Genomic DNA, 12940 nt, shown 5'->3' with positions numbered 1-12940 from the left:
TCGGGAGGACGGGACAGGGGGCGGGACGGGGCGTTACCGCCGCGCTTCGGACCGCCGCAGTGCGGCGACGGCCTGCTCCGCGAGGGTTCCGGGATTCGGGGTGATGTCCACCGCGACGCCGTTCTCGTCCGGTTGCAGCGGTTCGAGGGTGGCCAGCTGCGAGTCGAGCAGACCGAGCTTGAAGAAGTGGCCCTTGCGGGCCGCCAGCCGCTCGGCGATCTGATCGCGGTCGCCGGTGAGGTGGAGGAAGAAGACGTCGGGGGCGGCGGCGCGGAGCCGGTCGCGGTAGGCGCGCTTGAGCGCGGAGCAGCTGACCACTCCGCCGCCCGCAGTGTGTTCGCGGGCCCAGGCGCCGATGGCGTCCAGCCAGGGCCGGCGGTCGTCGTCGTCGAGCGGGGTGCCGGCCGACATCTTGGCGATGTTGGCCGGGGGGTGGAAGTCGTCGGCCTCGGCGTACGGAACGCCGAGCTCGGCGGCCAGCTGCTCGCCGACCGTGGTCTTGCCCGTGCCGGACACTCCCATGACGACGACAACCTGGGGGGTCTGCATCGATACCTCGCTGTCTTCTCCGGCGCTGTCTTCTTCGACTTCGGCGCCGCGGCACACTCAACCCCACAGGTACGACGTATTCAAGAGTCTGTGACTTAAAAGTCATACTTATTTGAGATACGGATGGGCACGTAGGCTGAGCCCATGGACATCCAGGGGCGGGGACTGCACGCACGCGTGCTGGCATCCCTCGGGCCCGCGATCACAGCAGGCGACTACCCGCCAGGCACCGTTTTGCGCACGGACGAGCTCGAGAAGCGCTTCGACGTCTCCCGCACCGTCGTACGCGAGGTGGTGCGCGTCCTGGAATCCATGCACCTGGTGGAGTCCCGCCGCCGGGTGGGGGTCACGGTGCGCCCGGCCGAGGAGTGGGACGTCTTCGACCCGCAGATCATCCGCTGGCGGCTGGCGGGCTCCGACCGGCCGCGCCAGCTGCGCTCGCTGACCGCGCTGCGCTCGGCGATCGAACCGGCCGCGGCGGCGCTGGCCGCCGAGCACGCCACCCCCGAGCAGTGCGCCGAACTCACCGGACACGCCCTCAACATGGTGGCCACCTCACGCGGCCAGCAGCTGTCGGCCTATCTGATCCACGACATCGCGTTCCACCGGGTGATCCTCAAGGCCTCCGGCAACGAGATGTTCGCGCGGCTCGGCGACGTGGTCGCGGAGGTGCTGACGGGGCGCACCGAGCACCAGGTGATGTTCAGCGACCCGGACCCGGAGGCCGTCACCCTGCACGTACGGGTCGCCGAGGCCGTACGCGCGCGGGACGCGGTACGGGCCGAGGCGTGCACACGGGAGATCACGGTCGGCGCGCTGCGGGAGCTGGACATCCTGGCGCCGTAAGGGCGCGCCAAAGACACGCAAAAGACGCTCTGAACGGCGCGGGGGCGAGAGCTACACCCCGGTCGGCCAGTGCTCGTACCACCGCTGGTCGGCCTCCAGCTGCGCGGCGAGCGAGATCAGCCGCGGCTCGCTGTCGGCGGGGCCGAGGAGCTGGGCGCCCAGCGGCAGCGTGCCGTCCTCGCCGGCGAATCCGGCCGGTACGTTCACGGCCGGCCACCCCAGGACGTTCCACGGCCAGGCGTACGGGCAGGCCGCGATCATCGCCCGGTCGGTGTGCCAGCCGTTCAGCTCGGCCAGGGCCCCGATCCGCAGCGGCGGCGTCGCGGTCGTCGGGGAGAGCACCACGTCAAAGCCGAAGCCGTCGCGCGAGAAGATCTCCCCGACCCTGCGGCGCAGCGGCTCTTCGGCGGCCCGGGCCAGGCGCAGCGGCCGGCCGCCCAGGAGCCTGCCGTGCCGGACGGCGGTGAGCGTGCGTACGTCCAGCAGGGCCCGGTCCGGGACGTTCGCGGACCACTCCCACAGGCCCACCATCGCCCGCGGCACGAACGACAGGCCGACCCCGACCCCGTAGCGCGGCTCGGCCTCCACGACCTCGTGGCCCAGGGCCGTCAGCCGCTCGGCGAGCCGTAGGACGGCGGCCCGGACGACCGGGTCGAGCTGCTTGGGCGTGCCGGTGAAAGGGGGCTTCAGGGACAGCGCGACGCGCAGCCGCCCCGGGTCGCGGCGCACGGCGGAGACCACGTCCACGGGCGGCGGCTGGTGCAGGTCGCCCGGGCGGTTGCCGCTCGCCGCGTGCAGCAGCAGGGCGGCGTCCTCGACCGTACGGGCGAGGGGGCCGTTGCAGGTGATGCCGTTGAACGCCTCGGCGTACGGCCAGGTGGAGATCCGGCCGCGCTGCGGCTTGATGCCGATCAGGTGCGTCCAGGCGGCCGGGATACGGACCGAACCCGCCCCGTCCGAGCCGAGCGCGGCGGGCACCAGGCCCGCGGCCACGGCGGCCGCGGCTCCGCCGGAGGAACCGCCCGGGGTGTAGCGCTGGTTCCATGGGTTGCGTGTCTCGCCGAAGGCGGGCCCCTCCGTGAACGGCCACTGCCCCAGCTCGGGTGTGTTCGTCTTGCCCACGACGACGGCACCGGCCGCCCGCAGCCGCCGCACCACCTCGGAGTCCTCGGTCTTGGGCGGGAAATCCCCGCAGCACCCGAAGGCGGTCGGCTCGCCCGCCACGTCCGTGTCGTCCTTGACCGCGACCGGCACCCCCAGCAGCGGCAGCCGTCGCCCGGCCGCCAGCAGCCGGTCGGCCTCCTCGGCCTCGCGGAGCGCGGCCTCGCCGCGTACCCGCCGGAAGGCGTTGAGCGTGCCCTGTGTCCCGGCGATACGGTCCAGCGCCCGCTCGACCAGCGCACGGGAGGACACCTCACCGCCGGCCAGCGCGCGGACCTGCTCGCTCAAGCCTTTCGGAATGACGCTGGTCACGGCGGACCTCCTCGACTCGCTTCGCCCGCGCCCGGCGGGCAGGAACCGGTGCTCGTGAGTTCGGCCACTCCCGCTTTACCTCACGGGACGCGTCTGCGCACCCTGGGCGGGGTGACGGCTGCCTCATGCCGAATCATCGCTGAGTGAGAAGGACACCCGCATGACCGACATCGCGGCACGCCGCACCCGTTTCCGGCTCCGGACCGGCGGACCGTCCGACGACGGGTCGCTGGAAACCATCCTCGGCTGGGTTCTGACCGTTGTCATCGCGATGCTCACCGTCCAGCTCGGACTGCTGTAGCCGCGAAGGCCTCCTCCTGCCGACCGCGCAGCCGGCGGTCGAAGAACGCGACGAGGGGCGCACGCCGGTCGTCGCTCCAAACCGCCGCCAGGTTTCCGTCCAGATCGGCGACCGCCTTGATCCTCGGGTCGTCGTACCCGGCCTCCAGGCCCGCAAGGCAGCCCGCGGACCGGCCGAACAGCCCGATCCTGGACAGGTCAAGTACACCAGGGGCGAGCGAAACGAGCTGGTCGAGCACGAACCGGACGTCCGCCACCCGGTCGTACGGGAACCCATCCACCCGCGCGTCGTCGTGGACGATGGTCACGACCACATAGCCGTGCGAGGCCAGCTCCTCGGCGAGCGGGCTGGGCGCATACGCCTCTCCGACGCCGGGCGAGTGGAGCACCACCGGGCGCGGGCCGCTGGGGTCCAGCGCGGGCGGGGCGTCCTCGTGGACGAAGGTCCCCGGGGTCCGCTCGTACCGCTCGACCTCGCGGGCCGGGTAGCGGACGTCGACCGTCAGCTCGCGGAACGGCTTGGACCGCACCCCGGACTCGGGCCGGTCGCGGTCGACCAGGGGCAGGGAGATCATGCCGACGGGGTACGGGCCGGTCGGCGCCGCGATGCCCGCTGAGGCGGGGGCGGCGAGCGGGGCGGAGGCGGTCGGTTCGCTGCGGTGCGGCCCACGGCCGGTGGTGTATGTCGTCATGTGTTAAAGGATTCCGCGTCGGGCCGCTCGCCACCATGTGGGGAGCCCGCCGTCCTCGGGTGGAGCTGAGTGCACCTTGCCCCGGGACGCGAGTCCTGCGACACCCTCTTCCGTCCAGTACGCTGTACTCAATCGTCATAGATAGTGAACTACGCAGGGAGACGCGAACCGTGACACTCGACGCGGCGGAATGGCTCGACTCGGCGACCATCGACCCCGCCGTCCTCGCGCTGCGCCCCGACTACCGCGCGCTCCTGATCACCGCCGAGGGGCTGCGCCCCGGCCCCAGCGACGACTTCAGCGAGGGCATGCTCGCGGCCGCGGAGTCCACGGCGCGCGAGCTGCTGGGCGACGGGGCCGTGGAGGAGCACCCGCACATCGCCGCGTGGCGCGAGGCGTTCCGCGCCTTCGGGTCGAAGCCGCAGCGCACACGGCCCAGCGCGGAGGCGCTGCTGCGGCGGGTGGCGGCCGGGCTGCCCCGGGTGGACCGGCTCACCGACATCTACAACGCGATCTCCGTCGCCCATGTCCTGCCGCTCGGCGGCGAGGACCTCGACCACTACGCCGGACCGGCGCGCCTGGTCCGCGCCGACGGCGACGAGACCTTCGAGACCACGGCCGGCGGCGAGTCCGTCGTGGAGCACCCCACACCCGGCGAGGTGGTCTGGCGCGACGACGCGGGCGTCACCTGCCGCCGCTGGAACTGGCGCCAGTGCACCCGCACCCGGCTGACCCACGCCACCACCCGCGCCATGTTCGTCCTCGACGCCCTCGGCCCCATGGACGACACCGCCCTGACGGCCGCCGGGGACGCGCTCACCGCGGCCCTGAAGGAGGGCTGCCCGGGCGTACGGATCCACTCGCGGCTGGTCACGGGCTCGCCGCAGTCGGTCACGGGCTGACAGCCCCCGTCTCGCCCCGTCCCGCCAGTCCGCCCCGAGCCACCTGGCCTCGCCATCGCCAAGCGGCTGGTGCCGGACGGCGGCGGCAGCGTCGCCCTGCATGGCGGCCATGCCTGCCCCAATGAGTAGGCGTCGCTCTTCTCCCCGGCGAGGACGGCCACGATCGCGCGGCGGGCGGTGACGACGTGGAGGCTTTTCCGACCTTCTGGACGATGACCGAGGGCAGCGCCTGATGTCTGCCCCCCACTCCGGGGCCGACCGCTACGCCCCTTAGATGCCGACGGCCTGAGTGGTCGCGGACACAGGGCCGAAGAGCGTCCCGCGCGCCCGGTACTCCTGGCCCATCCGCGCGCCGGTGGCGTGCGACTGGCTGAGGTAGTCCGCTGCTCGGTCCTCGTTCCCCATCCGCCTCGCCACCACGGCGGCGAAGTTCCTCGACCGCGGCATGGTCCGGTCGCCGAGAGCCGGTATCGTCTCGCGCCTTTGGCGCAAAGCGGCCAGCAGCGGGAAGGGAGGGGCGCCGGAGGCATCGTCGCTGTCCCGCCCAACGGTGGGGCTCTCCCCCCACCCCCTCTCAAAAAAATGCTTGCTCTACATCAAGTACTACATCAAGCGTATTTCTAAGAGGGGGTGGGGGGACTGAAGATTGTTCATCCTGAAGTTGCTGGTCGCGGGCCTGGTGTGGTCGCCGTGGAGAGTGCTCGTGCTGGTCGGGGGCGGGTGTCTGCGGTGAAGATCGTCCGTCAGCGGGCGATCTCGATGTTCGTCAGTACGAGCAGAACCCGCAGGAGCGGGGTGGCGTGACGGGCCTACAGGCGGCTCTTGTCGTGGCGGGCAGTGGTGATCTCCGAGGACCGGCCCGGGCGGGCGGCCGAGATCCACACCAGGCGGCCCCGCACGCTCCAGCCGCTCGGCGCGGGCGGCGAGCAGTTCGATCACCTCCAGCACCCAGCGACGCACCGTCGTGTGGGAGACGCCGTTACCGCCGGCCATGTCGAGAAGCCGCTGGGCGAGCCGGTTCAGCGTGGATGGTGTTTTCCTCATGCCGGGCCGAAACAATCTGCGGGTCGGCGCCACTACCTCACAACAGCACTTTCACCGAGGCTTACGGGAGGTACCGGCGGTGGCCGATGGATGAGAAGCCTGACGACGCAGACCGCTTCACTGCCATGTACGACGCATGCCGACAGCGTGTATGGGCCTACGCTGCCGCACGCGCCGGACAACAGGCCGCCGACGAGGCGGTCAGCGAGACGTTCGCCGTGGCATGGCGACGGATCCGCGACGTCCCGGAGCCGCCGCTGCCCTGGCTGCTTGGCGTCGCCCGCAACGTGCTGCGCGAAAGCACCCGCGCGAACAGGCGGTGGCAGTCGTCCGCCACCCTCTGCCACCCGGTTGGACGGACCCGGCTGAGGAGGACGTCGCCGTCCTCGTCACGGAGCGCATGACGCTGCTGCATGCCCTGGCCACCCTCCACGAGGACGACCGCGACCTGCTGATTCTGACCGCTTGGCAGGGTCTCGACCAGCGCGACGCCGCGCACGTCCTCGGCTGTGCTCCGACCACGCTGCGGGTGCGCCTCCACCGGGCCCGCAAGCGGCTCGTACGGGCTCTCGACAACGTAGTGAACGAGGCCCGGGACGGGACCTCGACGGGCGAAACGGCTGGGTCTTCGGGACCACTCCGACTACACACCGCCCCCATGTCCGGATCGCAGGAGAGGAAGTCCGTTGAAGCGCTCGATGAACCACGATGTGATGCAGCGTTTGGCCGACGCGCGCCCCGCTCACTTGGATCCCGACCGGCCGGTGGCTCCGGGGACCCGGACGGCCGAGTTGCAGCGGGCAATGCTCGAAACCACAGGGACAACCGCTGTTCCGGCTGCGCGTCGCCGCTCGCTGGTCCGCCCGGCCTGGGGCATGCTCGCCGCCGCCACGGCCGTCGCCGTCGTCGTGGTTGCCACGGCCTCCGAACCCGGCAGCCACCAGCAGGCTTACAACTGGCACTTGGGGACAGCGCGCGCGCAGGCCGACAGGCTCTCCGCCAGCCATGTTCTGCTGGCCGCAGCTCAGACGGCACTCAGGGAGCCCGCCGAGGGCCGCTACTGGCGGGTCGACTACGACCTGTGGCAGCAGTTCGCGGCGCGCAACGGAGACGACAAGTACGCTGTCGCCGGCGGCTACCACGCAACGGACTGGTCGGACACGAAGACCGGCACGTTGCACGGGCCTGCCGAGCCTGTCCCGTACGCTCCGGCAACCGAGGCGGCATGGAAGCAGGCAGGATCGCCGAACCCGGTACCCGTTCACGAGGGCGTGCCCTACCACCCGGTGGGGTTCGAGGCGGGTGACAAGCTTCGGATCCTGGGCGCCCCGGCAGACGACGCCCAGGTTGAGCGGAACTCCCGCCCCGGCAGCGCCCCCGGCAAACCGTACGTGATCGGTCGGGCGGTCGACTTGTCTGAGCTGCAAGCCCTGCCTACCGATCCGGACAAGCTCAAGGCCGACCTCCTCACCGGTTACACCGGTCGGGCGAAGCGGCTGAGCGCGTCCCGCGAGGAGTTCTTGTTCGATGCGGCCCAGGGACTGATCCTCGACCTTCCGGTCAAGCCTGCCGTCCGCGCCGCGGCCTTCCGGATGCTCGCCGAGTTGGACGGCATCACCGTACTCGACCACGTCACCGACGTCAGTGGCCGGACGGGCACAGCGGTCACCATCAACAAGGAGGGCAGGGGCGGGGGAACGGCTCAGCACCGGATCATCTTCGACCGGGCGACGTCCCGTGGCCTCACCGCCGACACGGTGGTGGTCGAGCCCACCGGGGACTACGTCGGCTTCAAGCCAGGTGCAATCGCCTTCTCGCAGGTGGTCAGGAAGACCGAGTGGACGGACGAGAAACCTGCGGAGACGACCGGAAGCTGACCCTGAAGGCTGTCCGGCCTGGTCACCGCCTTGTTCGTGTTCTTGTCCGGGCCAGGCGAACGCCTGGCCTCGGGCCCTGCAAGACGCGACGCCGCCGGATGCGTTCGAGACTGGCGAGCTCGCATGTTGAGGTGTCGCGCATTCGCAGCCATGGCGCCGGGTGAAATTCCGCGAGTGAGGCAGCAACGCGTGCACTGGACGTCGGCGAGAGTTCAAGTGCAGGCACACCGACGCTCAGGGGCGTCCGGGCTACTGAATCAGCTGGTACGGCCGGCGCGCGACGCCGCTTCGCGGGCGTCGATGAGCTCGTCCAGGTATCCCTTCGCCCAGGCGCGTGCCGTGTCCAGCAGCTCGAGGTCGCGTACGCCTACGGACTGCAACGCAACTCCCCCACCCGAAGACGGACGCTGGTTACATGTCCTGCAGCAGCTCTTGACCACCGATCCACACCAGCCCCGTCACCAGCGTCTTCATGTTGCACAACGCTCACTGGACTGACCGGCCGGCCACCGCCTCTGAACCCGACCCGCCGGATCCTCGTACGCGGGGGTCCGGCGAGCCACCAACTCCCCTAAAGAACCTGGGTAAAGAACTCCCCACCCACCCACCCTTCCTCCACGTCACCCGTACGAGTGACCGGCTTGCGGGTGTGGGATGCAGGCGGTTACGTTCGCCGCAACAACCGTACGCGCACCGGCACCGGCACCGACGCCGCAACCCACCCTCGCCGAGGCCGATGAACAGGCCGTCGCCCTCCTCGCCTCGCTGCGCATCGCCGACCCACGGCTGATCCTCTCCCGACACGAAGTGGCCCAACTCGCCCCCGCCGTCGCGCAGTGGCTCGCGGCAGGCGTGGGGCCCAGGCAGATCACCAGCGCGCTCACCACCCGCCTCCCGGACCGCTTACTCGCCCGTCCGGCCCGCATCCTGGCCTTCCGCCTCAGCGAACCGCCCCTCCCCGTACCCGACTCCGCCGCTCCCACGCCCCGCACACCACCCCCGGCCGTACCCCTGCCCTGGCAGACCTGCGACGGCTGCGAACGCCCCTTCCGCGCAGCGGAGCCCACCCGCTGCCGCGACTGCCGGTCCAAGGGGGACATTCCGGCATCCGCCGCCTCTGCCGAGAAGCTGCCTGTGGCCTGCTGAGCAGCGACTTCACGGCCGCGACGGGCTAACCCCCTCGTCCCGCCTCAGTCCACCCCGAGCCACCGAAGCGCCCCGGTGGTCGCCGCTGCCGCCACCACCGCGACGAGAAACGGCGCCCGCCGGGCCGCCAGCGCCCCGCCCACCACGACCCCCGCGGGCCGGGCCCAGCCGGCGAAGCCGTGGTCGGCGGTGAGCGATGAGGTGGCGACCAGCGCGCACAGGAGCACGGTCGCGGATACGGAGAGCAGCCGTCGGGCACGGTCGCCCAGCTCGATCCGGTCCGAGAGCAGCGGGCCGCACAGCCGGAGCCCGAAGGTGCCGACGGCCAGCAGCAGAATGGCCAGCGGAGTCATGTGCGGCCCTCCGCCCCCGGCGCGCCATGGGACCCACCAGTGTCATGTGTCCCGCCCGCACCACGGGACCCGCCTGCGCCACGGGACCCACCGCCCGCCGCGGCCACCACGCCCAGCAGGGCCACCAGCACGGGCAGCCCACCCGGCAGAAACGGCGTGCAGGCCACCGCGATCGCGGCGCCGAGCAGCGCGGCCCGGCGGGTGCGCGGCTCGTGCAGCGCCGGGAGCACCAGGGCCAGCAGGACCAGCGGCTCGGCCGCGTCCAGGCCCAGTGCGCCCGGATCCCCCATGGCCCGCCCGGCCACCACGCCCAGCAGGGTGCCGAGGTTCCACATCACGAACAGCAGCGCGCCGCAGCCGAAGAACGCGGCTCTGCGCCGCGCCGGGTCGCGCTGCGCCAGGGCGAACGCCGCCGACTGGTCGACCAGCACATGGCTGCCCAGCAGCCGGGCCGGCCACCGCACGCCGCCCAGCACATCGGAGACGGCCAGGCCGAACAGCAGCAGGCGGGCGTTGAGCACGAGCCCGGCGGCCACGGCGGCGGCCGTTCCGCCGCCGCCCAGCGCGATGTCCAGCGCGGCGAGCTGCGCCCCGGCGGCGAACACCGTCAGCGACATGGTGAGCGGCACCCAGGCCGGTTCGCCACGGGAGACCGCGATCGCCCCGAAGGACACGCCCACGACGCCGATGGCGACACCCACCATCGCGATATCGCGCAGCAGCCGGCGTTCCAGCGGGGGCGTTTTCCACAACGAACGCATGGCCGATATAGTGAACAGACCATCGACCGTTCGTCAAGGAGAACGCATGGACCGGCAGAGGGAACGAGTCCAGCCAGCCCGCCCCCCGCTGGAACGGATCGCGGCATCGATCCGCAAAGAGCGCGGCCGGGCCGGGCTGTCCCTGTCCGAGCTGGCCAAACGCGCCGGAATCGCCAAGTCCACGCTGTCCCAGCTGGAGTCCGGCGCGGGCAACCCCAGCGTGGAGACGCTCTGGGCGATCAGCGTCACGCTGGACGTGCCGTTCAGCAGGCTGGTCGACCCGCCCCGCCCCCCGGTGACCGTGCTGCGCCACGGCGAGGGCATCGCGGTCCCGTCCGAGCGCTCGAACTACGTGGCCACCCTGCTGGCCTCCTGCCCGCCGAACGCCCGCCGGGACATCTACCTGGTGCATGTGGAGCCGGGCCCGCCGCGCGCGTCCGACCCGCACCAGCCGGGCACGGTGGAACACGCGGTCGTCAGCAGCGGGCGGGCGCTCATCGGCCCCAGCGAGGAGCCGGTGGAGCTGGGGCCGGGCGACTACATCGGCTATCCCGGCGACGCCCCGCACATCTGCCAGGCCCTCGAACCCGGCACCGCCCTCACCCTGACCATGGAGCACCCGTAGGGAGTGCCCCTGGCGGCTCAGCCGCCGCCGAGGTCCCGCGCCAGCTGCTCCGCCTCGTCCCGGGTGAACGACCCGGTGATCTGGACCTTGCCCCCGGGGATGGCGGAAAGGACGGACGGAGCCGACAGCAGCTTGTCGCCGCGCACCATCGCGAGCCGGTTCTGCGGGCTCTGCCGCTGGGCGAGCTTGCCCGACAACTGGCCGAAGCGCGCGGCGTCCGCACTGGCGAGGTCGATGGTCACGATGAAGCCCTGACCGTACTGCTGGTCGAAGGTCGCCTTCGCCGACTCGGTCCGGCGCACCGTCATCCCGGCATCCGGATCGATGTAGAGGCACGACTGCCCGGCCTGGCCCGTCTCGCCGCTCCCGCCCGTCTCCGTCCCGCCCGTCTTGTCCTTCGGCGTGTCCGTGTACGCGTCGGTGGCGCCGCTCGGGCAGGGCCCGGGCTCCTCCCGCTCGACCGGGAGGAACTGCAGCGGCGGCCCGCTCACCACGCCACCCGCGGCGCTGCCGCCCCCGTCGCCACCGCTCGACGACGGGGCTTTCGTCGGCGGGTCGAAGGCGCCCCCGATGCCGCCGCCCTTGTCACCGGCGCCGTCACTCCCGCCGCCGTCGTCGCACCCCGCGACCGCGGACGCCGCCAGCAGCAGCCCCGCCACCACCGCGGCGCCCCGCGTCCATCCGCGCGCCCATCCGCTCCTCATCGGCCCGCCCCCCGTGGTTCTGCACCCTGTGGCCCCAAGTCGGTCCTGAAAGTAGACCAGAAAACGCGCCCCGGTCAGAAGGCATCGGCGGGCACATACGTACCCCATACGTCCCGCAGCGCATCGCAGACCTCTCCCAGCGTGGCGCGGGCGGCGAGCGCGTCCTTCATCGGGTAGAGGACGTTCGCCGTCCCCGCCTCGCTCTCGGCGGCCTTCTTCAGCGCGGACAGCGCCGCGCTCACCGCCGTACGGTCGCGCGCGGCGCGCAGCCTCGCCAGGCGGTCCCGCTGTTGTTCCTCGATGGCCGGGTCCACCCGCAGCGGCTCGTACGGCTCTTCCTCCTCCAGCCGGAAGCGGTTCACGCCGACGACCACCCGCTCGCCCGCGTCCGTCTCCTGGGCGATGCGGTAGGCGTTGCGCTCGATCTCCTCCTTCTGGAAGCCCTGTTCGATGGCGGCCACGGCCCCGCCCAGGTCCTCGACCCGCCGCATCAGATCGAGGGCGGCGGCTTCGACGGCGTCGGTCAGCGACTCGACCGCGTACGAACCGGCGAGCGGGTCGACCGTGGCGGTCACATCCGTCTCGTGGGCCAGCACCTGCTGGGTGCGCAGCGCGAGGCGGGCGGACTTGTCGGTCGGCAGCGCGATGGCCTCGTCGAAGGCGTTGGTGTGCAGGGACTGGGTGCCGCCGAGGACCGCGGCGAGCCCCTGGACCGCGACCCGCACCAGATTCACCTCGGGCTGCTGGGCGGTGAGCTGGACGCCCGCCGTCTGGGTGTGGAAGCGCAGCGTCTGCGACCTCGGGTCGCGGGCACCGAACTCCTCGCGCATGACCCGTGCCCAGATCCTGCGCGCCGCCCGGAATTTGGCGGCCTCCTCGAGAAGCGTCGTACGGGAGACGAAGAAGAAGGACAGACGGGGGGCGAAGGTGTCGACCGCCATGCCCGCGGCGAGTGCCGTGCGGACGTACTCGATGCCGTCGGCCAGCGTGAAGGCGATCTCCTGCGCGGGCGAGGCGCCCGCCTCCGCCATGTGGTAGCCGGAGATGGAGATGGTGTTCCAGCGGGGGATCTCGGCCTTGCAGTACTTGAAGACATCCGCGACGAGCCGCAGCGAGGGGCCCGGCGGGAAGATGTACGTGCCGCGCGCGATGTACTCCTTGAGCACGTCGTTCTGGATGGTGCCGGTCAGGTTCCGGGCCGCCACGCCCTGCTCCTCGCCGACGAGTTGGTAGAGCAGGAGGAGCAGGGCCGCGGGAGCGTTGATGGTCATGGAGGTCGAGACGCGGTCCAGCGGGATGCCGGCGAGCAGCGTCCGCATGTCCTCGATCGAGTCGATGGCGACGCCGACCCTGCCGACCTCGCCGTGGGCGGGCGGGGCGTCGGAGTCGTAGCCCATCTGGGTGGGCAGGTCGAAGGCGACGGACAGGCCCGTCGTGCCGTGCTCGATGAGCCGGCGGTAGCGGGCGTTGGACTCGGCGGCGGTGCCGAAGCCCGCGTACTGGCGCATCGTCCAGGAGCGGCCGGTGTACATCGAGGGATGGACACCGCGCGTGTAGGGGTAGGTGCCCGGCTCGCCCAGCGCCTCCTCCGGGTCCCACCCGGCCGGCTCCCCGGGCCCGTACACCGGCTCGATGGGGAAACCCGACTCCGACTCGCGCGCCATGCGT

The 12940-nt window shown here is 71.9% G+C and carries 16 protein-coding genes and 1 pseudogene; 8 read left to right on the top strand and 9 right to left on the bottom strand.

The genetic code is table 11. The annotated features are described in order from the left end of the window. Positions 1–33: 33 nt before the first annotated feature. The gene (locus ACWY4P_RS30990) at positions 34–549 is read right to left on the bottom strand and encodes a gluconokinase (protein ID WP_456203758.1); all 516 of its coding nucleotides are present in this window, start codon (positions 547–549) and stop codon (positions 34–36) included. A 144-nt stretch (positions 550–693) separates the two neighbouring features. Here ACWY4P_RS30990 and ACWY4P_RS30985 point away from each other — a divergent pair, with 144 nt between their 5' ends. Continuing rightward, positions 694–1395 carry a FadR/GntR family transcriptional regulator gene (locus ACWY4P_RS30985; protein ID WP_456203757.1) on the top strand — a complete coding sequence of 234 codons (702 nt, stop codon included), beginning with the start codon at positions 694–696 and terminating at the stop codon, positions 1393–1395. Between the two features lie 51 nt (positions 1396–1446). Here the strand turns inward: ACWY4P_RS30985 and ACWY4P_RS30980 are convergent, their stop codons facing one another. Further along, on the bottom strand, positions 1447–2868 hold the full coding sequence (locus tag ACWY4P_RS30980; protein ID WP_456203756.1) for an amidase: 1422 nt from the start codon (positions 2866–2868) through the stop codon (positions 1447–1449). 160 nt (positions 2869–3028) lie between these two features. On the opposite strand from ACWY4P_RS30980, the gene ACWY4P_RS30975 reads away from it, so the two are divergent. Beyond that, the gene (locus ACWY4P_RS30975; protein WP_456203755.1) at positions 3029–3169 is read left to right on the top strand and encodes an SCO1431 family membrane protein; all 141 of its coding nucleotides are present in this window, start codon (positions 3029–3031) and stop codon (positions 3167–3169) included. Here ACWY4P_RS30975 and ACWY4P_RS30970 read toward each other — a convergent pair. Continuing rightward, positions 3144–3860, bottom strand: a complete 717-nt coding sequence (locus tag ACWY4P_RS30970) for an alpha/beta hydrolase family protein (protein ID WP_456203754.1) — start codon at positions 3858–3860, stop codon at positions 3144–3146. The two genes, ACWY4P_RS30975 and ACWY4P_RS30970, sit on opposite strands and share 26 nt — an antisense overlap. A gap of 170 nt (positions 3861–4030) precedes the next feature. Between ACWY4P_RS30970 and ACWY4P_RS30965 the strand changes: the two genes are divergently transcribed. After that, on the top strand, positions 4031–4762 hold the full coding sequence (locus ACWY4P_RS30965; protein ID WP_456203752.1) for a B3/B4 domain-containing protein: 732 nt from the start codon (positions 4031–4033) through the stop codon (positions 4760–4762). Between the two features lie 270 nt (positions 4763–5032). On the opposite strand, the gene ACWY4P_RS30960 is transcribed toward ACWY4P_RS30965, so the two are convergent. Further along, a complete protein-coding gene (locus ACWY4P_RS30960; protein WP_456203751.1) occupies positions 5033–5167 on the bottom strand; it encodes a hypothetical protein in 135 nt (44 codons plus the stop codon). 623 nt (positions 5168–5790) lie between these two features. Here ACWY4P_RS30960 and ACWY4P_RS30955 point away from each other — a divergent pair. From ACWY4P_RS30955 to ACWY4P_RS30945, 3 genes and pseudogenes are all read left to right on the top strand, one after another. Continuing rightward, the gene (locus ACWY4P_RS30955) at positions 5791–6210 is read left to right on the top strand and encodes an RNA polymerase sigma factor (protein ID WP_456203750.1); all 420 of its coding nucleotides are present in this window, start codon (positions 5791–5793) and stop codon (positions 6208–6210) included. Next, a pseudogene (locus tag ACWY4P_RS30950) lies at positions 6207–6305 on the top strand (RNA polymerase); the annotation flags it as partial. The gene ACWY4P_RS30955 and the pseudogene ACWY4P_RS30950, both read left to right, overlap by 4 nt. A 187-nt stretch (positions 6306–6492) precedes the next feature. Then, positions 6493–7683 (top strand): CU044_5270 family protein, encoded by a 1191-nt coding sequence (locus ACWY4P_RS30945; protein ID WP_456203749.1) that lies wholly within the window; start codon positions 6493–6495, stop codon positions 7681–7683. Between the two features lie 257 nt (positions 7684–7940). Here ACWY4P_RS30945 and ACWY4P_RS30940 read toward each other — a convergent pair whose 3' ends face one another. After that, positions 7941–8063 (bottom strand): hypothetical protein, encoded by a 123-nt coding sequence (locus tag ACWY4P_RS30940; protein ID WP_456203747.1) that lies wholly within the window; start codon positions 8061–8063, stop codon positions 7941–7943. 274 nt (positions 8064–8337) lie between these two features. On the opposite strand from ACWY4P_RS30940, the gene ACWY4P_RS30935 reads away from it, so the two are divergent. Continuing rightward, positions 8338–8829, top strand: a complete 492-nt coding sequence (locus ACWY4P_RS30935; protein ID WP_456203746.1) for a hypothetical protein — start codon at positions 8338–8340, stop codon at positions 8827–8829. A gap of 44 nt (positions 8830–8873) precedes the next feature. Here ACWY4P_RS30935 and ACWY4P_RS30930 read toward each other — a convergent pair whose 3' ends face one another. Both ACWY4P_RS30930 and ACWY4P_RS30925 read right to left on the bottom strand, forming a co-directional pair. Further along, complete coding sequence (locus ACWY4P_RS30930) at positions 8874–9182, bottom strand: AzlD domain-containing protein (RefSeq protein WP_456203744.1); 309 nt, start codon at positions 9180–9182, stop codon at positions 8874–8876. Then, positions 9179–9943, bottom strand: a complete 765-nt coding sequence (locus tag ACWY4P_RS30925; RefSeq protein ID WP_456203742.1) for an AzlC family ABC transporter permease — start codon at positions 9941–9943, stop codon at positions 9179–9181. Before ACWY4P_RS30925 ends, ACWY4P_RS30930 begins: the two co-directional genes overlap by 4 nt. A gap of 46 nt (positions 9944–9989) precedes the next feature. Between ACWY4P_RS30925 and ACWY4P_RS30920 the strand changes: the two genes are divergently transcribed. Continuing rightward, positions 9990–10568 (top strand): helix-turn-helix domain-containing protein, encoded by a 579-nt coding sequence (locus tag ACWY4P_RS30920; RefSeq protein ID WP_456203741.1) that lies wholly within the window; start codon positions 9990–9992, stop codon positions 10566–10568. A gap of 17 nt (positions 10569–10585) precedes the next feature. Here the strand turns inward: ACWY4P_RS30920 and ACWY4P_RS30915 are convergent, their stop codons facing one another. After that, entirely contained in the window at positions 10586–11272 is a 687-nt protein-coding gene (locus ACWY4P_RS30915; protein ID WP_456203739.1) for a SecDF P1 head subdomain-containing protein, read from the bottom strand. Positions 11273–11346: 74 nt separating this feature from the next. Further along, positions 11347–12936: an acyl-CoA mutase large subunit family protein gene (locus ACWY4P_RS30910; RefSeq protein ID WP_456203738.1), complete on the bottom strand. Its 1590-nt coding sequence runs from the start codon at positions 12934–12936 to the stop codon at positions 11347–11349. Between the last annotated feature and the right edge of the window lie 4 nt (positions 12937–12940).

Source organism: Streptomyces sp. LZ34 (genome assembly GCF_053890475.1).
Note: the sequence above shows the minus strand (reverse complement) of the source record. Positions and strands in the feature narration are given on the sequence as shown.

Coding starts and splice junctions, on each gene's coding strand:
- ACWY4P_RS30920 (WP_456203741.1), top strand. CDS start 9,990: ATGGACCGGCAGAGGGAACGAGTCCAGCCAGCCCGCCCCCCGCTGGAA.
- ACWY4P_RS30910 (WP_456203738.1), bottom strand. CDS start 12,936: ATGGCGCGCGAGTCGGAGTCGGGTTTCCCCATCGAGCCGGTGTACGGG.
- ACWY4P_RS30955 (WP_456203750.1), top strand. CDS start 5,791: ATGGTGTTTTCCTCATGCCGGGCCGAAACAATCTGCGGGTCGGCGCCA.
- ACWY4P_RS30935 (WP_456203746.1), top strand. CDS start 8,338: ATGCAGGCGGTTACGTTCGCCGCAACAACCGTACGCGCACCGGCACCG.
- ACWY4P_RS30990 (WP_456203758.1), bottom strand. CDS start 549: ATGCAGACCCCCCAGGTTGTCGTCGTCATGGGAGTGTCCGGCACGGGC.
- ACWY4P_RS30925 (WP_456203742.1), bottom strand. CDS start 9,943: ATGCGTTCGTTGTGGAAAACGCCCCCGCTGGAACGCCGGCTGCTGCGC.
- ACWY4P_RS30960 (WP_456203751.1), bottom strand. CDS start 5,167: ATGGGGAACGAGGACCGAGCAGCGGACTACCTCAGCCAGTCGCACGCC.
- ACWY4P_RS30930 (WP_456203744.1), bottom strand. CDS start 9,182: ATGACTCCGCTGGCCATTCTGCTGCTGGCCGTCGGCACCTTCGGGCTC.
- ACWY4P_RS30985 (WP_456203757.1), top strand. CDS start 694: ATGGACATCCAGGGGCGGGGACTGCACGCACGCGTGCTGGCATCCCTC.
- ACWY4P_RS30970 (WP_456203754.1), bottom strand. CDS start 3,860: ATGACGACATACACCACCGGCCGTGGGCCGCACCGCAGCGAACCGACC.
- ACWY4P_RS30915 (WP_456203739.1), bottom strand. CDS start 11,272: ATGAGGAGCGGATGGGCGCGCGGATGGACGCGGGGCGCCGCGGTGGTG.
- ACWY4P_RS30975 (WP_456203755.1), top strand. CDS start 3,029: ATGACCGACATCGCGGCACGCCGCACCCGTTTCCGGCTCCGGACCGGC.